Below are 23,584 nucleotides of genomic sequence, written 5' to 3' on the forward strand. Positions count from 1 at the left end.
AGGCATATATCGGCCGATTCTGATGCACAACCTGCAGCAGAGCCCGTTGCAGCCTTTAAGACTTCACCTTCCGATGTATAAAGTGCATCCTGGAGGAGAATATGCCGGGTCGGATGAAGCCGTCATTTGACGGCCTCGCCCGGCTCAAAGCTTCACCTTTGATATGAACTTGAAATAACCGCTAAAGGTTTGGATAAAGAGGAGAGAGAAACCGATGAAGCATCATTTTGACCAACCGCTGCGACCGCAGTTTCATTTTACGCCGGCCTCCAATTGGCTGAACGACCCGAACGGCATGGTGTACTACGACGGGGAATACCATTTGTTCTACCAGCATCATCCGGACAGCAGCGTATGGGGGCCGATGCATTGGGGCCATGCGGTCAGCACGGATCTGGTGCACTGGGAGCATTTCCCGATCGCCCTGTATCCCGATCATAACGGGACGATTTTCTCGGGCAGTGCGGTTGTCGACTGGAACGATACGAGCGGCTTTTTCGACGGAAAAGCAGGGCTTGTCGCGATCTACACGCAGACGGAGACGATACCGGGCTCGGACTTGTCCAAGCAGCGGCAGAGCATCGCCTACAGCAAGGACAACGGGCGCACCTGGATTCCGTACGAGGGCAATCCCGTGCTTGCCGACGAGCGGTTCGCGGATTTCCGCGATCCGAAGGTGTTCTGGCACCGGGAGTCGGAGCAGTGGATCATGGTGCTGGCGGCGGGCGACCGGCTGTTCCTTTATCGCTCGCCCGATCTGAAGGCATGGACATTCGCGAGCGAATTCGGCGCGCAGGACGGCTCGCATGACGGAGTATGGGAATGCCCGGACCTGTTCGAGCTGCCTGTGGAAGGCGGAGAAGGCGCTTCGAAATGGGTCATGATCGTGAGCATCGGCGACGATCCTGCTTGCCCGGAAGGCTCGAGAACGCAATATTTTACCGGCGAATTCGACGGTTTTGCGTTCACGAACGACAATCCGGCGGACACCGTGCTGTGGCTTGATCATGGCCGCGATAACTATGCGGGCGTGTCGTGGTCCGACGCTCCCGGCCTGGAATCGGAGCGGCTGTTCATCGGCTGGATGAACAACTGGAAGTACGCCAATCTGATTCCGACGTCCGGCTGGCGGGGAGCGATGACGCTGGCGCGCAAGCTGACGCTGAGACAGGCGCCGGAGGGCGTCCGGCTCGTGCAGAAGCCGGTTGAGAGCTTGAGTCAGCTTCGCCTGGCGGGCAGCGAATGGCAAAATGAGCGCATCGGTCCGGAAGCCAGTCTGTTATGCGGGGCAGGAAGCGGCTTGCTGGAGCTAGAAGCGGATTTCGAGCCAGGCACGGCGTCCGAATTCGGTATCAAGCTGCTGGCCGGCGGCAAGGAGACGGTGATCGGCTACGACACAGCTGCCGGGGAGCTGTTCATCGACCGCTCGGATTCGGGCATTATCGATTTCCAAGCCGAATTCGGCTGCAGGCATGCCGCGCAGCTGCCGGCAAAGGACGGACGGATCAAGCTGCAGCTGTGGCTGGACCGCTCTTCTGTGGAAGTGTTTGCGGACGAAGGCGGCGTCGTGATGACCGACCAGCTGTTCCCGCATGAAAGCTGGGACGGCATCGAGCTGTATGCGGCAGGAGGCGAGGCGCTGCTTCGGTCGCTGCGCCTGTATCCGCTAAGATCGATCTATGCGCCGAATGCCGCTGAAGCGGTTGGCCGATCACAATGACCGAGCGCGGGAGGACGGATATCGATGGATAACAGGATGTGGAACCGGACGGACGGCGGGGGCGGCCTTGCCGCCCACTGGCCGCTGGACGAGGGGAGCGGGGCGGCGGCGTTTGATACGGCCGGCGGATTGGCCGACGACGTGTCCTATGCGCTGCTTCAGGGCAGATTCACCGGGAAGGCGGAGCCGCAGTGGCGTCCCGGCGTTTGCGGCGGAGCTCTGCTGTTCGACGGCTATTCGACCTGGATTACGAGGAAGGCCGCCGAGGCGCCGAAGCTGGACGATGCGTTTACGATTTCCGCTTGGGTCGCTCCGCGCTCTTATGAGTGGGGAGCGGAGGGCCGGCTGTCCGCAATCGTGAACCGGCATGACCGGGAGGCGGCGGAAGGTTTTGTGCTCGGCATGTTCAGGCACGGTTCCTGGTCGCTGCAGCTCGGCGCAAGCGGACGCTGGTACGAGCTGTGGTGCCGCGACCGTCCGCTGGAGAAAGGGAAATGGTCCCATGTCGCCGCTACCTTCAGCAGGGAAGAAGCCGCGATGAAGCTTTATTTGAACGGCGAGCAGGTGGCCGAGCGCGCGATGCCCGCCGGTACCGCGATGAGCCCGAGCGACAGCGCGGATTTGCTCATCGGGAAAAACAATCAGGCGGCGGTGCTGGCCGAGGCATTCCGTCATAATATGTTCGACGGTTTAATGGACGATGTGCGCATTTACAGCCGCGCGCTGACCGTCGTCGAGATTGCTTCCGCCTATAAGGAGGCGCTGCTCCCTCATGGCGGCAGCGCGCCGGAAATTCCGTTCGCCGACATCCGGCTGGACCGGAGGCCGCTCCTGCAGGACCGCCACCGGCCGCAGTACCATGCCAGCCCGCCCGTTCATTGGATGAACGAGCCGCATGCTCCGATTTATTTTGAAGGGAAATATCATTTGTTCTACCAGCATAACCCGCAGGGCCCTTACTGGGCGCAAATTCATTGGGGGCACTGGGTGAGCGAGGATTTGGTGCATTGGCGGGATTTGCCGATTGCGCTGGCGCCGGAGAAGGGAGCCGTCGATCCGGACGGCGTATGGTCGGGCAGCGCCGCTTACGATGAACATGGCGTACCTGCGCTGTTTTTCACGGCCGGGGATGACAGCGCTTCGCCGAACCAACGCGTAGCCCTTGCCCGCAGCCGGTTCCGGGAGGACGGGGACAGCGAGCTGACGGTTTGGGAGAAGCACAAGGCGCCTCTGATCGTCCAGGAGAAGGGGCAGGGCCTGTTCGGAGACTTCCGCGATCCGTTCGTATGGAAGGAAGACGGACTGTGGTATTTGCTGATCGGCTCCGGCACGGACGGGCAGGGAGGCACGGTACTGGCGTATACGTCGGCCAACATGACCGACTGGACGTATCACGGGCCGTTCTACGTAAGCGATGCGTCCCGCTTTCCTTATCTCGGCAACATGTGGGAGCTGCCCGTGCTGCTGCCGCTCGGCAAGGATGCTTTGGGCCGCGAGAAGCATGTATTCCTGATCAGCCCGCTCGGCCCGGGCGCCGATGTGGAAGTGTTCTACTGGATCGGGGAGTTTGACCGCGGGCAGGTCCGGTTCGTGCCCGATCATGAGGAGCCTCAGCTCATTGACGTCGGTGACTTTCATTTTACGGGGCCGAGCGGGATGGTCGATCCGAGAACCGGGCGCAATATCGTCTTCACGATCGCGCAGGGCGAGCGGACTCCGCAGCTGGAATACGATTCGGGCTGGGCTCATAATGCGGGGCTGCCTGTCAGCGTATTCCTGAGGCCCGACGGCCGGCTCGGAGTGGAGCCGATCGCGGAGCTGGAGTCGCTGAGGGGCGAGCGGCTCTGCTCGCTTCGGGACACAACGGTCGAGGAAGCGAACCGGACGCTCGCAGACGTCCGGGGGGATATGCTGGAAATCCGGGTCGAATTCGAAGCGGAAGAGCCGGAGGAGTTGGATGAACAGGATGAGCATGATGAGCATGATGAGCATGATGAGCTTCCTCAACCGCAGCCGCAGCGTCTTGGCGTATGGGTCAGGCAGTCGCCGGAGCGCGACGAAGAAACGCTGATCTACTACGACCGGAGAAGCGCGGAGCTAGGCGTGAACCGGGAAAAAACGACCCTATCCAAGGAAGAGCGTTCGCGCGGCGTACAGTCCGGCAGGCTTGATCTGGCGGGAGAGGCGCTCAGGCTGCACATCTATTTGGACCGCTCGATGGTCGAGGCGTATGCAAACGGGCTGAAAAGCCTGACGACCAGAGTATATCCCGAGCGTACGGATTCGCTTGGCCTGCGGCTGGAAGGTCGCGGCGCCGCAAAGATCCGGTCGCTGGATATTTGGACGATGAATTCGATATACGTATAACCGGGCTGGAGCATTGAAGCCTATTGTGTTGATTCCTTATTTACGGGGCTGTTTCTAAAAGTCATGCATGATGTGACTGAGGAAACAGCCCCGTTTTTATTAATTATTTTTCTAATGGACAAAAATGAAGCCAAGATCCCATATTGTACGAGTGCCACATTTTAACGGTCATTATAGCGCTTTAAAGCCATGTTTCTAAAGAAACCAACCCTCTCATCCGCCCTAACCGCTTCCCCTGTCCGTTAGCCGCCGACACTTGCTGATTAGCTAGTCTAAGCGGCGATCATGTCCGTTGCCAAGCCGAGGTCCTCCGCTGCCTACAAGCCGAGGAAGAAGTAGAAGTCGGATGTCTTTCGCAGCCCGCAAGCCGAGGGGGAGCGTGGAGCTCGGGAGTCTTTCGCTGCCCAAAAGGCGGATGACAACATCCAAGCTCTGTACTAGAATAGAGCTGAATGCAGGCTGGTGCAGCTGCGTCCAGTAAACGATCTTTCCACAACAAATGTAAGCGCAAACAGAAATGAAATCCACGGGCAAAGGAGTTTCTGCAATGAAAATCGCAAGCTACGAGTTATTTCTGGTGCCGCCGCGCTGGCTGTTCCTCAAAATCGAAACGGACGAAGGCATTTGCGGCTGGGGCGAGCCGGTCGTCGAAGGAAGGGCGGCGACGGTCAGGACGGCTGTGGACGAGCTGATGGAATATTTGATCGGCAAAGATCCGCTGCAGATTGAAGACCACTGGAACGTCATGTATAGAGCGGGCTTCTACCGCGGGGGACCGGTCCTCATGAGCGCGATTTCGGGAATCGATCAGGCGCTTTGGGATATTAAAGGCAAGTTTTACAATGCGCCCGTGCATCAGCTTCTCGGAGGCAAAGCGAGAGAGTCGATCAAGGTTTACTCCTGGATCGGCGGCGACCGTCCGGCAGAGGTCGGGGAAGCGGCGAAGGAAGCGGTTGCGAGAGGCTTTACGGCCGTCAAGATGAACGGGACGGAGGAGCTTCAATATGTGGATTCGTACGACAAAATCGATCAGGCGCTGGCGCGGATTGCGGCTGTCCGCGACGCTGTCGGCCCGCATGTGGGCATAGGCATTGATTTTCACGGAAGAGTACATAAGCCGATGGCCAAAATTTTGGCCAAAGAGCTCGAAGCCTACCGGCCGATGTTCATCGAAGAGCCCGTTCTGCCCGAAAATAACGAGGCGCTCCGCGAAATCGCGAACCATACCTCGATCCCGATCGCGACCGGGGAAAGAATGTTTTCCAAATGGGATTTCAAAAAGCTGCTAATCGACGGTTACGTCGATATTATTCAGCCCGACCTGTCTCATGCCGGCGGCATTACGGAATGCAAAAAAATCATTTCGATGGCCGAAGCGTTCGATGTGGCGGCCGCTCCGCACTGTCCGCTCGGGCCGATCGCCCTGGCATCATGCCTGCAGGTTGACGCGACATGCCATAACGCTTTTATCCAGGAGCAGAGCCTCGGCATTCACTACAACCAAGGCAACGATTTGCTCGACTATATTGTAGATAACCGGGTGTTCCAATACGAGGACGGCTATGTGAAAATTCCTGACGGCCCGGGTCTGGGCATTGAAATCAACGAAGAGCATGTCCGGAATATGGCGAGCATCGGCCATAATTGGCGAAATCCGGTCTGGAGGCATAAGGACGGCAGCATAGCCGAGTGGTAAAAAATTTTGGCTTGTCCGCCCGGCCGTACATGGTTGACAGCTTCCGTTATATTGGCGATGATGGAGATGTAAGCGACTTTATCAACGGGCGGGGAGCTGACAGCGATGAAATTAGTGGTGGAGCAGCCGGCAGCGCGCTGGTATAAGACGGAGATGGGGCTTGCAGACGGGGATGCTGTTCGGATTTATGTGCGGCTTGGCGGATGCGGCAGCGTGCATCCGGGACTCTCGCTCGGTGTGAACAAGGATGTTCCGAGAACCATCGGGCTGAGCGATACGGTAGACGGCGTCACATTTTATATAGAAGAAGATAATTTGTGGTACCTGGACAACAGGACGCTGACGATCTCGTTCGACGAGAGGTACGAAGAGATCAACATGTCAGTCTGGTAGAAGGCTATCCTTCTTCATAAAAAAAGGCTGTCCGATTCGTCTGCAAAGACGATCGGGCAGCCTATTTGCGTTGCGGGAGCCGGAGCGTACGTCTGCTGCACTGAGGGCAGACCGCTGAGGTCCATGCCGTTTACGGAACGGCCGTTATTCGCCAGCCGCGTTTTTGGCGAGCTCCTTGCGTACGATCGGCGCTACCCGGGTGCCGAGCAGCTCGATGGCGCGCAGCACCTCGCGGTGCGGCATCGTGCCGACGTTGACATGCAGGAAGAAGCGGGTCACGCCCAGATTTTTGCGCAGCAGCAATATTTTCTCCGCGACAAATTCGGGATCGCCGACGTAGAGGGCGCCGCGAAGACTGCGGGCGGCATCGTAGGCCGGACGGTCGTAATACTGCCTCCATCCGCGTTCGCGTCCGATGACGTTCATTTGGGCCTGGGTCGGCAGGAAAAAGGAATCTGCGGCCTGCTCGGTCGTATCTGCGACGAAGCCATGCGAATGCGTCGCGATTTGCAGCTTCGCAGGATCGTGTCCGGCCTTTGCGGCAGCTTCTTTATATAGGCCGACCAGCGGCGCAAAGCTTTCTGGCATGCCTCCGATAATGGCGAAAGCAATGGGAAGGCCCAGCATTCCCGCGCGTACGGCCGACTGCGGATTGCCGCCGCTGGCAATCCATACCGGCAGCGGGCTTTGGACGGCTCGCGGATAGACGGGAAGGTTATCGATGGCAGGACGGTGGCCGCCGCGCCAGGTCACTTTCTCCTCGGATCTGATCGCAAGCAGCAGCTCCAGCTTCTCGTCGAACAATTCGTCATAATCGTCCAGACTGTATCCGAACAGAGGAAAAGATTCAATGAACGAACCCCGCCCGGCCATAATTTCGGCCCGGCCGTCAGAGAGGCCGTCAAGCGTAGAGAAGGACTGGTAGACGCGAACCGGATCGTCCGAGGACAGCACGGTGACGGCGCTCGTCAGCCTGATCCGCTTCGTCATAGCGGCTGCAGCCGCCAAGACGACGGCCGGAGCGGAGCCGGCATAATCGGCGCGGTGATGCTCCCCGATACCATACACATCCAGACCGGCCTGGTCGGCCAATACGATTTCCTCGACCGCCTGGCGAAGCCGCTCGGCGTGACTGATCACCTTTCCCGTCGCCGGATCCGGCGTCGTCTCCAAAAATGTGCTGATCCCTATTTCCATGCTGGTTGCGAAATCGGTCATGTTGATGTTCCCCCTTTAATAGTTACAGTTTACTCACTATTTTAATGTTTATCAACTTTAGTAAGCAAAACATAAGCGTTGACAGGGATCGCGTTGTTTGCTACCTTTAAGCATACAATTCCTACTTGTTTAGTGTGTTTATATAAATGAATTCGGAGGTCGTCCCTATGAATATTGAAAATATAGAAGCGTTCGTTTACGTCATCCATTGCGGAAGCTTCAATAAGGCGGCGGAAGCGTTGTATTTGTCGCAGCCTTCCGTGACGGCCAGAATCAAATCGCTTGAGCAGGAGCTGGATTGCAAGCTGTTCGACCGGCAAGGAAAGCAGGTGCATATTACGGAGGACGGCAAACGGTTCCTTCCCTATGCGCAGCAGCTGCTGCTTATTTATCAAAAAGGAAAGCTTCACATTAACCAGAAAAAATCGCTGCCGAACGAGCTCCGGATCGGCTGTACCGTTTCGGTATCCAATTACATGATTCCGGACCTGCTGCCCCGGCTGAAAGCCCGATTTCCGGAAACCCACTACAAGATTGTAACAGGTACGACGGATGATATTATGGGCAAGGTGCTGGCTAAGGAAACGGATATCGGATTCGTACGGAACGTGAACCATCCAAGCCTGCAATCCGGTAAGTTTTACGAGGATCCGATCCGTCTGTACGTTTATGAAGGGCATCCTTTTCTGGAAAAAGAAAATTTGACGATTGAAATGGTCGCCGGGCAGCCGCTCGTTTTTTTTGAATGCGGCTCCCTGGACTGGCTTCGCATCCATCGCATATTCGAATCCCATGAGCTGCCGCCGAACATTCAGGTGCATACGGATAACTCGGAGATGGCCAAGAAACTCGTTATCCGCAAGGCGGGAATCGCTTTTTTGCCGGAGCTGTGCGTCTCGCAGGAAATTGCGGAAGGAAAGCTGTTTCCGCTTCGGCTGCCGGAGACGGAGGGCATTTCCCTTCAAACGAACCTTATTGCGCATCATGGGGAGCACACCGGGCTTCTTGAAGCTATCACGGAAATCGGCAGAGAGCTGGCCGAAAGAAAACCGCCCTTATCGACGGATTATTTTTAAAATCGGATTCTTGAATCGATATATAGAATTTCTCTATAAGCAAAAGCATTGACGCCTCCCGAAGACAGGTGGTAAAGTTTACACATCGCTAATTCTTACTTAACGGGTAGGAATTATAAGAATAAATTTATATGTAACGGATATGGGGGAAATGAACATGAAAAAATGGTTGATCTCAGCGGCTGCACTTACTTTGACACTTACTCTTGCCGGCTGCGGCGCTAACAACAATACCGGGTCGGAAACGGCAGGCGGCGAGCCTTCGCAGAATGTGAAAAAAATCGTGGTCGGTACGGGCACGCAATTTCCTAACGTATGCTTCATCGACGAGAACGGCAAGCTGACCGGCTTTGATGTGGAGCTTATCCGGGAAATCGACAACCGCCTGGAGGACTATGAATTCGATATTCAGACGCTTGAATTTACGAACCTGCTGCTCAGCCTGGAGACAAAGAAGATCGATCTGGTCGCTCACGAAATGGAAAAAAATCCGGAGCGCGAAGAGAAATATCTGTTTAACAAAGAGCCATACGCCCACTGGAGAAACAAGATCGTTGTGGCCAAGGACAATAATGCCGTACAGTCGCTTGACGATTTGAAGGGCAAGAAGGTGCTGACGACGGCAACAAGCGCCCAGTCAACGATCCTGGAAAACTATAACAAAGAAAACGGCAATGCCATTGAGATCGTCTACCAGAACGGCGGGGCGAACGACTCCGTTCAGCAGGTAACCTCCGGACGCGTGGAGGCTTTCCTGGCAGCCGACTTTACGCTCTCCCTGATCGATCCGAAGAAGGAGCTGAAGACGACGGGACCTTCGCTCAGCGAAGCGGACATTCTGTTCATGTTCCGCAAGAACGATCCGGAGCAGCAGGAGCTTGCCGACCGCGTCGACGAGGCGATCAAGGAGCTGAAGGCGGACGGAACGCTGGCGAAGCTCAGCTCCGAGTGGCTCGGCGATGATTTTACATCCGAAGAATAAACGCAGCGAAACAGAGAAAGGGGAAGCCGCCGCATGGGAGAGTCCTTCGATATCAGCTACGTGCTCGAGTATTTCATAAAGCTGCTGCCCACCTTGAAAATCACTCTCCTCATCGTGGCGGGTTCGATCGTAATCGGGCTGGGCGTCGGATTTATCGTCGCCCTCCCGCAGCTTTATAACATACCGGTATTAAAACGTCTGTCGCAAATTTATTTGTCTTTTTTCCGGGGAACGCCGATCTTGATTCAGTTATTTTTGTTCTATTACGGATTGCCCGAAATTTTGAAGGCGGTCAGTCTGGACGTCTCGAAGGTGCCTGCGCTTTATTTCGTTATTTTGACCTATGCCCTGCATAGCGGCGCTTATTTGGCCGAGATGATCCGCGCGGCGGTCGGCGCAGTGGACCGGGGGCAGGTGGAAGCGGCTTACGCGGTCGGTATGACGGGCTTTCAGGCCTTTACCCGCATCGTATTGCCCCAGGCTATGGCGATCTCCGTTCCGGTATTTGCCAATCTGGTCATCGCGAACCTGAAGGATACGTCGCTGGCCTTCTCGCTAGGCATTATGGAGCTGACGGGCAAATCGCAGACGCTGGCGGTCATGTCCAGGCATTTCGTCGAAACCTACATTTCGCTGGCCATCATTTATTTCATTATCAGCTACGGCCTGGAGAAGCTGTTTCTCCTGCTGGAGCGCAGGCTGCAAAGGCATGAAAGGCAGCTGGTGACGGAGAAAAAAGCGGCGCTAAAGCAAAAAGGAAGGCTGGGCTGGCCGGGAATAAAGCCGGGCTACGGAGGAAGGGGAGCGGAGCATGAAGCTTGATTTTCATTTCATATGGACGGCGTTTCTGCAGCTGCTGACTGCGGTTCCGACAGCCTTGGCCATGACCGGCGTGTCCGTCTTTAGCGGCCTGCTGATCGGTACGGCGGTTGCCGTTATCCGGCTTTACAAGGTGCCGGTGCTTCACCGCGCCGCAGCCGCGTATGTGACCTTTATCCGCGGCACGCCGATGCTGACGCATCTGCTGCTCATTTATTTCGGGCTTCCGATGCTGGTCGACGCCATAGCCGAAGGGCTCGGACTTCCTTTCCGTTCCGTGTCGATTCCGATGATCGGCTTCGCCTATATTGCCTTCTCCATTACGGCAGGGGCGTATATGTCCGAGGTGGTTCGTTCGGGCCTGCTGGCCGTTAACCGGGGGCAGCTGGAAGCCGCGTATTCGATCGGCATGTCGACGCCGCAGGCGATGCGCCGGATTATCCTGCCGCAAGCCTTTGCGGCAAGCCTGCCTAATCTGTCTAACATGGTCATCGGCATGCTGCACGGCTCTACCCTTGCTTTTACCGTATCGGTCGTCGAGATTAACGCGAAGGCGCAAATCGTTGCGACCACGAACTGGAAGTTTTTTGAGGCTTATTTGGCGGCTGCCGTCATTTTCTGGGGTTTGACGTTTATTATCGAGCGGCTGACCGCCTTGGCGGAGAAGCGCTTTAATCTCTATAACCGGGGCGGTGTATCATCATGATCAAGCTGAAGCAAATCCGCAAAAGCTTCGGACGTACCGAGGTGCTGAAGGGAATCGATTTGACCGTGAACAAAGGCCAGGTCGTCGCGATTCTCGGTCCCAGCGGCTCGGGCAAAACGACGCTGCTGCGCTGCATCAATTATTTGGAGAAGCCGGGCGACGGCCAAATTTCCATCGGCGATCTGACCGTCGATTGCAAGCGCCATAGCAAAAAAGACATTCACGCGCTGCGCCAAAAATCGGCGATGGTGTTCCAGCAGTATCATCTGTTCCGTCACAAAACGGCGCTGGAGAACGTGATGGAAGGCCTTGTGGTCGTGAAAAAGCAGCCGAAGGAAGAGGCGCGGGCAAGAAGCATTGAGCTTCTGGAGAAGGTCGGGCTAGGCAACAAGCTGCATGCCTACCCGAGCGAGCTTTCCGGCGGCCAGCAGCAAAGAGTCGGAATAGCCCGTGCGCTGGCGCTTAATCCGGAGGTGATTTTGTTCGACGAGCCGACCTCCGCGCTCGATCCGGAGCTGGTCGGCGAAGTGCTCGCCGTCATCCGCAAAATCGCGAAGGAAGGCATCACGATGATTATCGTGACGCATGAGATGGGCTTCGCCCAGGACGTTGCGAATCATGTCGTATTCATGGACGGCGGGGTTATCGTCGAGGAAGGCAGGCCGAACGAAATATTCACTTCTCCGAAGGAAGAACGGACGAAGCAGTTTTTGAAACGGATAACGCCGGAGAGCGTCTATTCGATTTAACGATAGAGGAGAGGTACGAGATGTCATTCAAATTCGGCATTCTGGATCAAAGCATTATTTTTCCCGGCCAGACGGCTGCGGAAGCGCTCGGCAATACGGTGAAGCTTGCACAGCTGGCGGAGAAGCTCGGCTTCGAGCGCTTCTGGGTGTCGGAGCACCATGATTCCCCGGGTATGGCCGGCTCTTCGCCGGAGGTGCTGATCGCGTATTTGCTCGCACAGACGAACACGATCCGTATCGGCTCAGGCGGCGTCATGCTTCAGCATTACAGCCCGTATAAGGTGGCGGAAAACTTTAACGTGCTCGCCACGCTGGCCCCCGGCCGCGTAGAGCTTGGCATCGGACGCGCCCCCGGCGGTCTGCCGCGTTCGACGAAGGCGCTGCAGAAAGGAGTGGCGGAGCAAGCGACGCTTGAGGAGAAGCTGACGGAGCTGGAGCAGCTGCTGCACGGGCCGGCGGGCTTGGAGCACCCGCTTGTAGGGCTGCAGGCGAGTCCTATACCGGTTCAGCCGGCGGATGTTTATTTGCTCGGAACAAGCGTGTCAAGCGCGGAGCTGGCAGCGTCCAAGGGCTATCCGTACGCGTTCGCCTTGTTCATTAATAACGACCCGGAGACGGCTCGCAAGGCGATTGACACCTACCGCAGCCGCTTTAACAGAGAGCATGGCAGGGAGCCGAAGACCATCCTGGCTTTATCGGTCATTGCGGCGGATACCGAGGAGGAAGCGGCTAAGCTCGCGGGTCAGTTTAAAAGCGTCAGGGTTACGCTGGCAAGCGGGAAGACGGTCAATGTCGGCTCGCTGGAGCAAGCGGAGGAATTCGCCCGGCAGGCGGGCGAGGCGTTTACGGCAGAGGAGCGGGAAGCGGACATTACGAAGGGCACGAAGGAACAGGTCCGGAAGCGGCTGCTGGAAATCAAAGAGCATTATGGGGCCGACGAGTTTATCTTCACGACGATCGTGCCGGATTTCGGGAAGCGGCTTCGCTCGTTCGAGCTGCTGAAGGAAGCGTTCGAAGGGGAGCTGGTATGAGCGGGCTGTCCGCGAAGGCGGAGGCGATCAAGGAGCGCCTGAAGGAGATCCGCCGCAGGCTGCACGAGCATCCGGAGCTGTCGCACGAAGAATACGAAACGACGGCCTCTATTGAACGCTGGCTTTCCGAAGCCGGCATCCGGATTGCGGATTACGGCCTGAAGACAGGCGTAATTGCCGAGGTTGGCGGGCTGAACGGCGGACCGGTCGTAGCGGTCCGGGCGGATATCGACGCCTTGCCGATTCAGGAAGAGACGGGACTCCCGTTCGCTTCCAAGCTCGCGGGGAAGATGCATGCTTGCGGCCACGACTTCCATACCGCCGCCGTACTCGGCACCGCTTTCCTGCTCAAAGAGCGCGAGCGGGAACTGCAGGGAACCGTTCGTTTCCTTTTCCAGCCCGCTGAGGAGAAGGCAAAGGGCGCCAGGGAACTGATAGACAGCGGGGCGCTGAAAGGCGTCCGGGCCGTCTTCGGCATGCATAACAAGCCGGACCTGCCGGTCGGCACAGTCGGCGTGAAGAGCGGTCCGGTCATGGCCGCCGCCGACGGCTTCGTCGTCGAGGTGCTCGGGCGCGGCACGCATGCCGCCGTTCCGGAGGCCGGCATCGATCCGATCGTAACGGCAGCCCATATCATAACGGCGCTCCAATCGGTTGTCAGCCGTAACGTCGGCGCGCTTGAAAGTGCCGTAATCAGCGTGACGAGGCTTCATGCAGGCTCGGCCTGGAACGTCATTGGCGAGAAGGCGGTGTTCGACGGAACGATCCGGACGTTCAGCGAAGAGGTGCGGATCAAGGTGCGGGACCGCTTCGAGCAGGTGGTGCGCAGCGTGGCTGCGGCGTTTGGCGCTGAGGCACGGATCAAATGGCTGGAAGGCCCTCCGGCCGTCGTCAACGACGCGAAGTGGGCGGCTGCTGCGGCGCGCGCAGCTTCTGAGCTTGGTTTAACCGCAGTGGAGCCGGCGCCGTCGCCGGCGGGCGAGGATTTTGCTTTTTATTTGAAGGAAACCGAAGGGGTATTTGTTTTTATGGGGACGGACGGCCCGCACGAATGGCATCACCCGGCTTTTGATCTAGACGAAGCCGCGCTGCCGGCCGCCGCCGCATTCTTCGCTTCCTTAGCCGAGGATGCGTTGAAAGACATTAATAATAAGGGGGAGCAGTTATGAGCCGGAATGCAGCCATTATTAATACTTATTTACATGCGTACGACGAAATTGAGAAGGAGATCGAAGGGCTGACGGAGGAGCAGCTGAAGTGGAAGGCTGCGCCCGCCTCATGGAGCGTAACCGAGGTGCTCGCTCATCTTGCCGACCACAGCATCGTGGTCTCATTCCGGATCCGCGAAATATTGGCCGGCTCCGAGGCCCGTCTCCCGGCATTCAATCAGGATGCATGGGTAGCCGGACAGAAGGCGAATGACGGCCGCGCGCAAGATATTATCGCTGCCGCAAAGGCGCTTGCCGGCTATAACGGCCTGCTGTTTGACCGCCTCACGGATGAGGATTGGAACAAAACCGGCATTAACTTCAAAGGCGAGCCCGTCGCGGTCGCCGGGATCGTCCCGGCATTCGTCGCGCACGTTCAGACCCATCTGGCCCAAATCCGGCGGATCAAGCAGGGGAATACGGACTCGTTCAATACAAGCTGCACCATCTAAAAAATATCGATCAGGAAAGCAGGTGTCAGGATGCCGAACCGGCAAATAATCGTACGCGAAGCGAAGCCCGATGACCGCGATGCTCTTAAACAGGTTCTGCTCGATGCCTATGGACAATATGAAGCGGAGTTATCCGAAGAATTGTGGAACGGGTACAAAGCAAGTATTTTGGCATCCATTGACGGTTCGGAGACGAAGGCAAAGCTTGTTGCCGAGCTGGACGGCGAGGTAGTCGGCAGCGTGTTCCTCTTCGATAACTCCGAAGCGGCATACGGCCTCCCCGATCTCGGGATTCATTCGCCGATCATCCGTCTGCTTGCCGTGGCGCGGCAGGCCCGCGGGCATGGCGTGGCGACGGAGCTTATCCGTTCAAGCGCGAGGCTGGCAAGCCTGTGGGGGGCGGAAACCCTGCATCTCCATACTTCGGACATGATGGATTCGGCGGTCCGGCTTTACGAGCGGCTGGGCTTCGAGCGGGCGTACGATAAGGAATTTATGAACGGGGATAAACTCGTCAAGAGCTACCGGCTCCAATTGAAGGAAACGGCTCTGCTGCAAGGCTAAATACGGCATTCAATCATAGGGGAGAGTGTGACAAATGGGAAAACGCAAACAGCTTAAATTCGGGGCTATCATCCACGGGGTGGGAGGCAACATTTCGGGATGGCGGCATCCGGAGGTGCCGGCGGACGCAAGCGTCAGCTTCGATTTCTACCGGCAGCAGGCGCAAACGGCGGAAAAAGGGAAGTTCGACCTGGTGTTTATCGCCGACGGCCTGTATATCAACGAGAAATCGATTCCGCATTTTCTCAACCGGTTCGAGCCGCTGACCATTTTATCGGCGCTGGCCGCCGTCACCTCGAAAATCGGGTTAGTCGGCACCTTGTCCAGCTCTTACAGCGAGCCGTTCACCGTTGCCCGGCAGTTCGCGTCTCTCGACCATATAAGCGGCGGACGGGGAGGCTGGAACGTGGTCACTTCTCCGCTGGAAGGCTCGGCGGCCAACTATGGGAAAACCTCACATCCGACGCATGACGAGCGATATAAAATCGCGGAGGAGTATTTGGAGGTTACGCGCGGATTATGGGATTCGTGGGAGGATGACGCGTTCGTCCGAGACAAAGAGTCAGGCGTCTTCTTCGATCCGTCGAAGCTGCACCGTCTTAATCATAAAGGAGAGTACTTCTCGGTACAGGGACCGCTGAATATCGCCCGTTCCAAGCAGGGGCATCCGGTTATTTTTCAGGCGGGCTCCTCGGAGAGCGGCAAGAAGCTGGCTGGTAAAGCGGCCGATGCGGTATTTACCGGACATGAAACGATTGAAGAGGCGAAAGCTTTTTATAAAGACGTGAAGGACCGCGCGGTCGCCGAAGGGCGCTCCGCCGACGATATCGTTATTCTGCCGGGCATCAGCCCGATTATCGGCCGGACCGGGGAGGAAGCCGAATGGAAATATCAGGAGCTGGCCGAGCTGGTTTCGATTGAAAATGCGCTGAACTACTTGGGCCGGTTTTTTGAGCACCACGACTTTTCCCAGTATCCGCTTGACGAGCCGTTCCCGGAATTGGGGGAGCTCGGCAGCAACAGCTTCCGCAGCGGGACGGACAAAATCAAGAAGACGGCGAAGGAGCAGGGGCTTACGCTTCGCCAGGTTGCCCTTCAATCGGCGACGCCGCGCGGCGCGTTTATCGGCACGCCGGAAAAAATCGCCGATCTGATCCAGCAATGGCACGAGGAGGAAGCGGCCGACGGCTTTATTATCCATTCCTCGGTGCCGAGCTGGCTGAATGATTTCGTCGATCTGGTCGTGCCGATCCTGCAGGAGCGCGGGATTTACCGCACGGAATATGAAACCGATACGCTCCGCGGCAATCTGGGTCTGCCGATTCCGGTTAACCGCTATACGAAGGAAAAGGTAACGGGCTGAGCCCGAGAGAGGGAGGCGCATTTTTTTGCGCTTCCTTTTTTGCTGTTTTCCACAGTCTGAACCGTTCTTATTTTCAGTGCGCCGCGGGGTGTGCTATATTTTGGAGTAAGATACGAGTGTTATTGGGACGATAATAAGGGGCAAGCTGCTCACAATGACAATAAAAGCACAGGAGGGCGGGGGACGATGAAAAGGGAGCTTGGAGGCTGCCTGCTTGAACAGCGTCTTGCCGAACGCGGCATGTCCAGGCAGGAGCTGGCGTCGGCGCTGCTTATGAAGCCGGAGCGGATCGATGATTATATCGAGAACAAACGCATCATGCCGCTAAAGACGGCGATCTCCGTTGCGGATACGCTTCATTGCGACGTCAGGGAGCTGTACGAGCTGCGCTGAACAGTCGGCGCAGCTTTACAATTGTTTAACTTGTCTGCCGCTTCGGCGCTTCGTTACACTAATTCAAGAAAATGATTTTGGCTCGCTGCCAGGATCTATCCCGGGCTTTGCTGAAAACTCATGATCGGTAAGGGATTGCTTTAAAGTTGAGTGCGCTTTTGAACTCTATAAATGGAATTGATGTCCTTATTTTTATTCGTTTGTTCGAAGTTGGGATAATAAATGGATTTGTTGTATCTAATTTGTACAAAGTGGCGAATTCGGATGATTCGATATGAATTAAATACACAAAATCCAGTTATTATCTAAGGTTTTTCTGCATTTGCAAAAATATGGGCATAACATCCATTTAATCCATCTAAGCAGCCTATATACCCGATTAGCTCCGTACGCTAACCAATCTTATGTACCATAAAACATAGTATACCAACAGGAGAGGAGCTTGTACTTTTCATGAATCGCCAAACTGAAGCGGAAAGAAGACCGGCGGGCAAGACGGCCAGACTGCTGGAGGTGCTGGGCGTCTCGGCCAAGCTGGGGCTTACCTCGTTCGGAGGGCCGGTCGCACACCTCGGTTACTTTCACGACGAATACGTCCGCCGCCGCGGGTGGCTGGATGAGCGAAGCTATGCGGAGCTGGTGGCGCTGTGCCAATTTCTGCCCGGACCCGCGAGCAGCCAAGTAGGGATCGGCATCGGCATGCTCCGGGCCGGCGTGTGGGGCGGCGCCGTCGCATGGCTCGGCTTTACGATGCCGTCGGCCATCGCGCTTATTTTGTTCGCGCTCCTGCTGCAGGGTTATGATCTCGGCACCGCAGGCTTTATTCACGGGCTGAAGCTGACAGCCGTTGCCATTGTCGCGCATGCAGTACTAGGAATGGGCCAAAAGCTGGCGCAAGGACGCAACCTCGCGACTATTGCGGTGTTGGCCGCAGCGGGAACGCTATTATGGCAAACGGCGTTTACGCAGGTGCTGCTTCTGGCGTTAGCCGGCCTAATCGGCTGCTGGCTGTACCGCAAGTCCGACATTCCTGATGCATCGGAGCTGCGTTTTCCGGTGAGCCGGACGGTTGCCGTCCTATGCTTGTTATTATTCGCTCTTTTATTGATAGTACTCCCCATTTTCACCCGATTATTCGCGACGGATTGGCTGGCGCTCTTCGACAGCTTCTACAGGTCCGGATCGCTTGTCTTCGGCGGAGGCCATGTCGTGCTGCCGCTGCTCGAGCGGGAGCTTGTACCCGGGGGCTGGGTGAGCGAGACGGATTTTCTTGCCGGTTATGGCGCGGCACAAGCGGTTCCTGGCCCTTTGTTTACCTTTGCTGCTTACCTCGGCACGGTGGCGGGCGGGCTGCCTGGAGCGGCGATCGCCACTGCGGCCATTTTTCTGCCGGCCTTTTTGCTGGTCGCCGGGGCGCTGCCTTTCTGGAGTGTGCTGCGGAACAATCGATGGGCGCAAGGAGCTCTGACGGGGGTCAATGCGGCGGTTGTCGGTATTTTGCTGGCGGCCCTGTATGATCCGGTCTGGACGACTTCGGTAGCCGGCCCGGCCGATTTCGCTCTGGCGGCGGTGCTGTTCCTCATGCTCGCCATCTGGAAGCTGCCGCCGTGGATGGTTGTGCTGGCAGGAGCTGCCGGCGGCATGCTGGTTGTTTAACAGAAAGGGGATAGAAAATTGAAGCTTTACGATTATGAGATCCTGGAGAGAGTGGAAGCCAGCGGAGGCTGGAAGCTGGAGGACGGCAAGTGGATTGTGAAAAAATACCGCTTCGTCGCCTTTTTGGACGCAATCGCTTTCGTAAACGAGGTTGCTCAGGCATCCGAGCGGCTTAATCATCACCCATTTATCGCTATCGACTATAAGCTGGTGACGCTGCGCATGACTTCCTGGCATGCAGGGGGCTTGACGGAGCTGGACTTTACGGCAGCGGCCGAGTTCGATTCGGCCTACAGCAAGCTTAGCCATAATGACATCGAGCGACCTTGAATAAAAATATATTTGGCCTGCGACTCTGTTGTTCCATACGGGAACTGCAGGTCACAGGCCGTTACTTTTTGACCGGACATACTCCCGGTCTCAAACCGCGCGCCGGACAGGGAAGTGAAAGTCGTTTTTTAAAGGACAATAAAAACACTAAAACTTCGTATTGTGCAATTTCCACATTCTAATGGTCATCTCAGCACTTTAAAGGCATGTTTCTAAAGAAAGGAAACAATTCCATCTGAGTTAAGCGGTTTATCTGTCCGTTACTCACCGACACATGCTGCTTAGTCAGTCTAAGCACAGATGATGTCCGTTACATTCCATTTACTCTTTTGCTTTCGAGCCGTCGGATTCCCGGCTCAGCTCGTCCAGCGATTTGACCTTGCCGTGCGGCTGCTGGGTATGCTTGCGCTGATGCCACGCGTTTTCGCGGCGGTTTTTGGATGTCGTCATAGCTGCATGCCCCTCCCTTCCATCAGTAGGGTGGCACGATGTCCGCCTTATCATTCATGGGAGGTAACGGTATAAACGGTATGCTTATACACCGGCGTACGCCAGGAATCCGCCGTCCACCGGTATCGTCGTTCCGGTCACGAAGCCCGCGGACTTCTCGTCGGCCAGCCAGAGCAGGGCGCCGAGCAAATCCTCCGGCTTGCCGAATCTGCGCATCGGCGTATGGGTAATGATTTTGTGCGAGCGCTCGGTCAGGCTGCCATCTTCGTTTGTAAGCAGCTTGCGGTTTTGCTCCGTCAGGAAAAACCCCGGCGCAATCGCATTGACCCGGATGCCGGATTCGGCAAGATGCACCGCGAGCCACTGGGTGAAGTTTTCCACCGCGGCCTTTGCCGCGCTGTACGCCGGCACCTTGGTCATCGGCGACGGGGCGCTCATGGAAGAGATGTTGATGACGATTGCGCCCGGGCGGCCAAGCATTTGCCCGGCGAAAATTTGCGTCGGTATAAGCGTGCCGACGAAATTCAAATCCATGACGTAACGAAAGCCTTCGATACTCAAATTGAACAGTGTCGTGATCTTGTCGTCCTGCAAATGCTCGGGCTTGAAAATTTCGTTTGTCGTATTCGCGCTTGGATGGTTGCCCCCCGCGCCGTTAATCAGAATATCGCAAGGGCCCAGCTGCTCAAGCACTGCGTCGCCGGCGGCTTTCGTGCTTTCCACGCTCGTGACGTCGCAAGCGACTGCAATGGCGGTTCCGCCGGCGGAGCGGATTTCTTCGGCAACGGATTCGCCTTTCTCCGCCGTACGGTTCAGGATGGCGATTTTCGCCCCCTGGCGGGCAAGCTCCAGCGCCATCACGCGGCATAATACGCCGGCTCCGCCGGTTACGACGGCTACTTTTCCGGCAATCGATTCATGGATCGGCAGATTACTCATTGTACGGCCTCCTTCTTAGCTGCCAACTGATTGGCGTCCCATAATCCCCACAGGTACATAATGCCGAGAGCGCGGTCGTAGAGACCGTAGCCCGGCCTGCATTTCTCGTCCCAAATATGGCGGCCGTGATCCGGCCTAGCATAGCCGGTAAAGCCGATTTCGTGGTACGCGCGGACGATGCCGGCGATATCGACGGTGCCGTCCTCCGTGCGGTGCGACGTTTCGATGAAATCGCCGTTGTCGTATACCCGGATGTTACGGATATGCGCAAACGGAATGCGGTCGCCGAATTCATGGATCATCGACACGATATCGTTGGCGGGATTGGCGCCAAGCGAACCGCTGCACAAGGTAATGCCGTTGGAAGGGCTGTCGTGCAGCTTCACAAGCTTGCGGAGATTTTCCTGCGACGTCATAATTCTCGGCAGGCCGAACACGGACCATGGCGGATCGTCCGGATGAATGGCCATCCGGATGCCATGCTTCTCTGCCACCGGAATGATTTCTTTCAGGAAATAACGAAGGTTTTTCCACATATGCTCCTCCGATACGCCCTTATAGGACTCGAACAGAGAGGTTAAATGCTGCAGGCGCTCCGGCTCCCAGCCCGGCATCGAAAAGGAGGAGTCTGCGTTGATCAGCTCCACGAGCTTGAACGGGTCGGCGCCGGCAATCCGGCTGCTCTCATAGAACAGCGCCGTCGAGCCGTCACCTAACGGCTTATGAAGGTCGGTCCGCAGCCAATCGAAGATCGGCATAAAGTTATAGCAGATGACTTTTGCGCCGACGCTGCCGAGCTTCTCGATCGTCTTCTTGTAATTGTCGATGTACAGATCGCGGGAAGGCAGACCAAGCTTGATGTCTTCATGTACGTTAACGCTTTCAACGACATCGATATTCAAGCCTGCCTCATCGGCCTGCCGCTTGACCTCCAATATTTTGTCCATCGGCCATTCTTCGCCCGCGGGCATGTCGTGAAGCGACCAGACGATGCCGCTGACTCCAGGTATTTGTTTGATGTAGCTGAGCGGAACGGTGTCGTTCCCCTCGCCGAACCATCTGAACGTCATTTTCACTTTCCTTGCGCCTCCTTGGGTAGCCGCTATTTATAATAGTCAGGGTATTTCTCTTTAAGCAGGGCCTGCTCCGAAATGTTCAAGCTCAAATGTTCCTTCATCAGCCGTTCCGCGCCGGCGGCATCCTTCGTTTTAATCGCTTCAACCATTCCAAGATGCTGCCCGTACAGATGCTCCCAGTTATGGTCGTCCACGAGACGCAGCATGCGGCTGCGGTTCAGGTGGGCGTTCATCTGCTGCATGACCGACCAGATCCCGCTTTTGCTGCAGCCGTCGAACAGGATTCTGTGGAACGCTTCGTCAAGCTCGAACATGTTTTTATCATCCTGCTTTTCTACGCAAAGCCGCTGCTGCAGCAAATTCATTTCCAGCCGGGTCAAAGCCTGTTCCGGAAAATGCACGCAAGCGAGCGCAATGACGGCTTTCTCGAGTTGCTCCCTCATGAACCGGGCTTCCTCGACGAGCGCCGTATCGATCAGCGATACGAAGGTGCCGCGCTGCGGAAGCACGTGGACGAGCCCCTCCTGGGACAGCCGCAAAAAGCTTTCCCGTACGGGAGTCCGGCTGACTTTGAACTGAACCGAGGTTTCGTTCTCGGACAGCGGCGTTCCGGGAGGAAGCTTCAGCGTCAAGATTTGCTCTCTCAGCTCCATATAGACTGCATCCCGTGTGGAAACGGGCTGAGGCTGCAGGCCGAAGTCCATGCCATCCTTCCTTTCCGTTGTTTCTTATTACTAACATACTAATATACTACCATACAAGTATGGCAGTGAGAAGCGAAAAATGCCGAAAGGGCTGCCCTCGGGCAGAATTCTGCGTCAAGGGCAACCCTTTCGGTCTTTTCGTTATTTTGCGCTGACGGGCAAAGCTCCAAGCTGTTTCATCAGCGATAAAATAAGCAGCAAGGAGCTGTTATCGCGTTTACAGCTTATTTTGCTTGCCTGCTTCCATAATGTGATCCCTTTCATGCCAGACACGCTCTCCGTTCGATTGATCTTAATTGAGAGGCAGACCGTAATGGATAGGCGGCGATCTGCCTACTCATCATTAACCAGGCCGAACGGCAGTGAAACATCTCACTAGGTGCAATGGGGATATTTCTCATAGGCTGCATCGGTATTTCCTTCCTTACGTTTGTCCTCGCGCTCGTATAAGGTTTTCAAATAAGTGGACATTACCCTTGCAAGCTGATCGGATACCTCCACCAAGCTCATATGCGCGACATCCTCGAACGTCGTCTCCAAAATATGCGGATACTTATAGGTCGTTTCCGTCTCATACAGGTTCGTTACCGTAAACGTTTCGTCCGGCTTCACGACGCCATCCTCGGAGCCTGCAACGAGCAGAACGGGATAGTTCGCTTCGGCCAGCACCCTGCTCCTGTCAGTACGGAGCATCATGCCTTCAATCGTTGAAATAGCGGCCTCCGGCGTCATCTGCTGGGCGATCCGGATGAGCGGTTCGACTTCTTCTTGCATTTCGTCGACTTTATCCTCCTTGAACAGATTCGGAATGAGCCGCCTCACGAACGGTTCAATCCCGCCTGCGCGAATGTCGGCTATATCGCGCAATCTCTTCTCCTTCGCCGTTTCGTCATCGGGCAATACGGTGGAATGGATCAACCCGAAGCCGGACAGCCTGTCCGGATAGGCTTCCGCGAAAGCGGCTGTAACATAGCCGCCCAGGGAGTGGCCGAACATGACGACTTTCTCGATCACGAGCGCATCCAGCAGGGCTGCGATATCCTTGGCCATTACCTCCATCGTATAAATGCCTTCCGGACTGCCGGTGCCGCCGTGCCCCCGCAGATTCGGAATAATGACGCGGTATTGATCGCTAAGCACAGGGCATATTTTTTGCCAGTATGACGAAGAGCCGCAAAAGCCGTGAAGCAGCACGATAACCTTTTCCTTGTTGCTGCACCCGCACTCTTCATAGACTAAATCGATGCCTCCAACGTGAATACGTTTCTTTTCCATCGATCTCACCAGCCTTTTCTATAATCGATTTGAATGAATATTTAAGTGGGTGTACTCTCTTAACCTAGTTCCGGAGCATCTGAAACAATTCTTCTTTCCGGGAGCAATCGCTTCATTAATAGCAGGGTACAGGGGCCTGTATCGTGCATAAATCCGTGACCGGCGGTGTTTCAAAGGGGGGATGGACGGTTAATTACATGGCAGATCATCAAAACAAAGCAGAAAGAAAGGTGATTCCTATGCTAGGCTGGGCCTTACTATTTTTCATCTTCGCCCTTGTAGCCGGTATTTTCGGATTTTTCGGCATTGCATCCGCTCTGGCGGGCGTCGCGAAAATCTTGTTTGTCGTTTTCGTCATTCTCTTCATCGTTTCGCTGATTATGGGACGCAGAAGGGTCAGTTAACGACCGGACTAAC

General features: G+C 56.2%; 24 protein-coding genes. 18 read left to right on the forward strand and 6 right to left on the reverse strand.

Going from position 1 to position 23,584, the window contains the following annotated elements; genetic code table 11:
• Positions 1–214 precede the first annotated feature (214 nt).
• The 4 genes from KP806_RS13210 to KP806_RS13225 all read left to right on the forward strand — a co-directional run bounded on the left by KP806_RS13210 (position 215) and on the right by KP806_RS13225 (position 6,176).
• Positions 215–1,720, forward strand: coding sequence for a glycoside hydrolase family 32 protein (locus tag KP806_RS13210; protein WP_224724159.1), 1,506 nt, complete (start codon positions 215–217; stop codon positions 1,718–1,720).
• 24 nt (positions 1,721–1,744) lie between these two features.
• Positions 1,745–4,087 carry a GH32 C-terminal domain-containing protein gene (locus tag KP806_RS13215; protein ID WP_224724160.1) on the forward strand — a complete coding sequence of 781 codons (2,343 nt, stop codon included), beginning with the start codon at positions 1,745–1,747 and terminating at the stop codon, positions 4,085–4,087.
• 547 nt (positions 4,088–4,634) lie between these two features.
• On the forward strand, positions 4,635–5,783 hold the full coding sequence (dgoD, locus tag KP806_RS13220; protein ID WP_224724161.1) for a galactonate dehydratase: 1,149 nt from the start codon (positions 4,635–4,637) through the stop codon (positions 5,781–5,783).
• Positions 5,784–5,888: 105 nt separating this feature from the next.
• Complete coding sequence (locus tag KP806_RS13225; protein WP_224724162.1) at positions 5,889–6,176, forward strand: HesB/YadR/YfhF family protein; 288 nt, start codon at positions 5,889–5,891, stop codon at positions 6,174–6,176.
• A 144-nt stretch (positions 6,177–6,320) separates the two neighbouring features.
• Here the strand turns inward: KP806_RS13225 and KP806_RS13230 are convergent, their stop codons facing one another.
• Positions 6,321–7,394 carry an LLM class flavin-dependent oxidoreductase gene (locus tag KP806_RS13230; RefSeq protein WP_224724163.1) on the reverse strand — a complete coding sequence of 358 codons (1,074 nt, stop codon included), beginning with the start codon at positions 7,392–7,394 and terminating at the stop codon, positions 6,321–6,323.
• A 167-nt stretch (positions 7,395–7,561) separates the two neighbouring features.
• Between KP806_RS13230 and KP806_RS13235 the strand changes: the two genes are divergently transcribed.
• From KP806_RS13235 to KP806_RS13295, 13 genes are all read left to right on the forward strand, one after another.
• Positions 7,562–8,470, forward strand: coding sequence for a LysR family transcriptional regulator (locus tag KP806_RS13235; RefSeq protein ID WP_224724164.1), 909 nt, complete (start codon positions 7,562–7,564; stop codon positions 8,468–8,470).
• A 157-nt stretch (positions 8,471–8,627) separates the two neighbouring features.
• Positions 8,628–9,452, forward strand: a complete 825-nt coding sequence (locus KP806_RS13240) for a transporter substrate-binding domain-containing protein (RefSeq protein WP_224724165.1) — start codon at positions 8,628–8,630, stop codon at positions 9,450–9,452.
• 33 nt (positions 9,453–9,485) lie between these two features.
• Positions 9,486–10,274 carry an amino acid ABC transporter permease gene (locus KP806_RS13245; RefSeq protein ID WP_224724166.1) on the forward strand — a complete coding sequence of 263 codons (789 nt, stop codon included), beginning with the start codon at positions 9,486–9,488 and terminating at the stop codon, positions 10,272–10,274.
• Positions 10,264–10,977 carry an amino acid ABC transporter permease gene (locus KP806_RS13250; protein ID WP_224724167.1) on the forward strand — a complete coding sequence of 238 codons (714 nt, stop codon included), beginning with the start codon at positions 10,264–10,266 and terminating at the stop codon, positions 10,975–10,977. Before KP806_RS13245 ends, KP806_RS13250 begins: the two co-directional genes overlap by 11 nt.
• The gene (locus KP806_RS13255; protein WP_224724168.1) at positions 10,974–11,726 is read left to right on the forward strand and encodes an amino acid ABC transporter ATP-binding protein; all 753 of its coding nucleotides are present in this window, start codon (positions 10,974–10,976) and stop codon (positions 11,724–11,726) included. The genes KP806_RS13250 and KP806_RS13255 overlap by 4 nt, the downstream gene beginning before the upstream one ends.
• Before the next feature lie 20 nt (positions 11,727–11,746).
• Positions 11,747–12,757: an LLM class flavin-dependent oxidoreductase gene (locus KP806_RS13260; RefSeq protein WP_224724169.1), complete on the forward strand. Its 1,011-nt coding sequence runs from the start codon at positions 11,747–11,749 to the stop codon at positions 12,755–12,757.
• A complete protein-coding gene (locus tag KP806_RS13265) occupies positions 12,754–13,926 on the forward strand; it encodes an amidohydrolase (protein WP_224724170.1) in 1,173 nt (390 codons plus the stop codon). Before KP806_RS13260 ends, KP806_RS13265 begins: the two co-directional genes overlap by 4 nt.
• A complete protein-coding gene (locus KP806_RS13270; protein WP_224724171.1) occupies positions 13,923–14,417 on the forward strand; it encodes a DinB family protein in 495 nt (164 codons plus the stop codon). Before KP806_RS13265 ends, KP806_RS13270 begins: the two co-directional genes overlap by 4 nt.
• A 30-nt stretch (positions 14,418–14,447) precedes the next feature.
• Positions 14,448–14,981, forward strand: coding sequence for a GNAT family N-acetyltransferase (locus tag KP806_RS13275; RefSeq protein WP_224724172.1), 534 nt, complete (start codon positions 14,448–14,450; stop codon positions 14,979–14,981).
• Between the two features lie 34 nt (positions 14,982–15,015).
• Positions 15,016–16,344, forward strand: coding sequence for an LLM class flavin-dependent oxidoreductase (locus KP806_RS13280; protein WP_224724173.1), 1,329 nt, complete (start codon positions 15,016–15,018; stop codon positions 16,342–16,344).
• A gap of 186 nt (positions 16,345–16,530) precedes the next feature.
• A complete protein-coding gene (locus KP806_RS13285; RefSeq protein WP_224724174.1) occupies positions 16,531–16,737 on the forward strand; it encodes a helix-turn-helix domain-containing protein in 207 nt (68 codons plus the stop codon).
• Between the two features lie 453 nt (positions 16,738–17,190).
• Complete coding sequence (locus KP806_RS13290; RefSeq protein ID WP_224724175.1) at positions 17,191–18,393, forward strand: chromate transporter; 1,203 nt, start codon at positions 17,191–17,193, stop codon at positions 18,391–18,393.
• A gap of 18 nt (positions 18,394–18,411) precedes the next feature.
• Entirely contained in the window at positions 18,412–18,723 is a 312-nt protein-coding gene (locus KP806_RS13295) for a 4a-hydroxytetrahydrobiopterin dehydratase (RefSeq protein WP_224724176.1), read from the forward strand.
• A 321-nt stretch (positions 18,724–19,044) separates the two neighbouring features.
• Here KP806_RS13295 and KP806_RS13300 read toward each other — a convergent pair whose 3' ends face one another.
• From KP806_RS13300 to KP806_RS13320, 5 genes are all read right to left on the reverse strand, one after another.
• A complete protein-coding gene (locus tag KP806_RS13300) occupies positions 19,045–19,173 on the reverse strand; it encodes a DUF6254 family protein (RefSeq protein ID WP_224724177.1) in 129 nt (42 codons plus the stop codon).
• An 84-nt stretch (positions 19,174–19,257) separates the two neighbouring features.
• Complete coding sequence (locus tag KP806_RS13305; RefSeq protein ID WP_224724178.1) at positions 19,258–20,112, reverse strand: SDR family oxidoreductase; 855 nt, start codon at positions 20,110–20,112, stop codon at positions 19,258–19,260.
• Entirely contained in the window at positions 20,109–21,188 is a 1,080-nt protein-coding gene (gene uxuA / locus KP806_RS13310) for a mannonate dehydratase (protein WP_224724179.1), read from the reverse strand. The genes KP806_RS13305 and uxuA overlap by 4 nt, the downstream gene beginning before the upstream one ends.
• Before the next feature lie 26 nt (positions 21,189–21,214).
• Positions 21,215–21,892, reverse strand: coding sequence for a GntR family transcriptional regulator (locus tag KP806_RS13315; RefSeq protein WP_224724180.1), 678 nt, complete (start codon positions 21,890–21,892; stop codon positions 21,215–21,217).
• A 375-nt stretch (positions 21,893–22,267) separates the two neighbouring features.
• Positions 22,268–23,167 carry an alpha/beta fold hydrolase gene (locus tag KP806_RS13320; RefSeq protein WP_224724181.1) on the reverse strand — a complete coding sequence of 300 codons (900 nt, stop codon included), beginning with the start codon at positions 23,165–23,167 and terminating at the stop codon, positions 22,268–22,270.
• Between the two features lie 143 nt (positions 23,168–23,310).
• Here KP806_RS13320 and KP806_RS28000 point away from each other — a divergent pair, with 143 nt between their 5' ends.
• Positions 23,311–23,571: a DUF1328 domain-containing protein gene (locus KP806_RS28000; RefSeq protein ID WP_397376395.1), complete on the forward strand. Its 261-nt coding sequence runs from the start codon at positions 23,311–23,313 to the stop codon at positions 23,569–23,571.
• Positions 23,572–23,584: the final 13 nt, after the last annotated feature.

Source organism: Paenibacillus vietnamensis (assembly GCF_020169515.1).
GTDB lineage: Bacteria > Bacillota > Bacilli > Paenibacillales > Paenibacillaceae > Pristimantibacillus > Pristimantibacillus vietnamensis.

Excerpts from the sequence above, each read along its gene's own strand:
- KP806_RS13210 (WP_224724159.1), top strand. The coding sequence starts at position 215 with ATGAAGCATCATTTTGACCAACCGCTGCGACCGCAGTTTCATTTTACG.
- KP806_RS13215 (WP_224724160.1), top strand. The coding sequence starts at position 1,745 with ATGGATAACAGGATGTGGAACCGGACGGACGGCGGGGGCGGCCTTGCC.
- KP806_RS13315 (WP_224724180.1), bottom strand. The coding sequence starts at position 21,892 with ATGGACTTCGGCCTGCAGCCTCAGCCCGTTTCCACACGGGATGCAGTC.
- KP806_RS13250 (WP_224724167.1), top strand. The coding sequence starts at position 10,264 with ATGAAGCTTGATTTTCATTTCATATGGACGGCGTTTCTGCAGCTGCTG.
- KP806_RS13275 (WP_224724172.1), top strand. The coding sequence starts at position 14,448 with ATGCCGAACCGGCAAATAATCGTACGCGAAGCGAAGCCCGATGACCGC.
- KP806_RS13235 (WP_224724164.1), top strand. The coding sequence starts at position 7,562 with ATGAATATTGAAAATATAGAAGCGTTCGTTTACGTCATCCATTGCGGA.
- KP806_RS13280 (WP_224724173.1), top strand. The coding sequence starts at position 15,016 with ATGGGAAAACGCAAACAGCTTAAATTCGGGGCTATCATCCACGGGGTG.
- KP806_RS13255 (WP_224724168.1), top strand. The coding sequence starts at position 10,974 with ATGATCAAGCTGAAGCAAATCCGCAAAAGCTTCGGACGTACCGAGGTG.
- KP806_RS13260 (WP_224724169.1), top strand. The coding sequence starts at position 11,747 with ATGTCATTCAAATTCGGCATTCTGGATCAAAGCATTATTTTTCCCGGC.
- KP806_RS13300 (WP_224724177.1), bottom strand. The coding sequence starts at position 19,173 with ATGACGACATCCAAAAACCGCCGCGAAAACGCGTGGCATCAGCGCAAG.
- KP806_RS13290 (WP_224724175.1), top strand. The coding sequence starts at position 17,191 with ATGAATCGCCAAACTGAAGCGGAAAGAAGACCGGCGGGCAAGACGGCC.
- KP806_RS13230 (WP_224724163.1), bottom strand. The coding sequence starts at position 7,394 with ATGACCGATTTCGCAACCAGCATGGAAATAGGGATCAGCACATTTTTG.
- KP806_RS13245 (WP_224724166.1), top strand. The coding sequence starts at position 9,486 with ATGGGAGAGTCCTTCGATATCAGCTACGTGCTCGAGTATTTCATAAAG.
- KP806_RS13320 (WP_224724181.1), bottom strand. The coding sequence starts at position 23,167 with ATGGAAAAGAAACGTATTCACGTTGGAGGCATCGATTTAGTCTATGAA.
- dgoD (WP_224724161.1), top strand. The coding sequence starts at position 4,635 with ATGAAAATCGCAAGCTACGAGTTATTTCTGGTGCCGCCGCGCTGGCTG.
- KP806_RS13305 (WP_224724178.1), bottom strand. The coding sequence starts at position 20,112 with ATGAGTAATCTGCCGATCCATGAATCGATTGCCGGAAAAGTAGCCGTC.
- KP806_RS13285 (WP_224724174.1), top strand. The coding sequence starts at position 16,531 with ATGAAAAGGGAGCTTGGAGGCTGCCTGCTTGAACAGCGTCTTGCCGAA.
- KP806_RS13240 (WP_224724165.1), top strand. The coding sequence starts at position 8,628 with ATGAAAAAATGGTTGATCTCAGCGGCTGCACTTACTTTGACACTTACT.
- KP806_RS13265 (WP_224724170.1), top strand. The coding sequence starts at position 12,754 with ATGAGCGGGCTGTCCGCGAAGGCGGAGGCGATCAAGGAGCGCCTGAAG.
- KP806_RS13270 (WP_224724171.1), top strand. The coding sequence starts at position 13,923 with ATGAGCCGGAATGCAGCCATTATTAATACTTATTTACATGCGTACGAC.
- KP806_RS13225 (WP_224724162.1), top strand. The coding sequence starts at position 5,889 with ATGAAATTAGTGGTGGAGCAGCCGGCAGCGCGCTGGTATAAGACGGAG.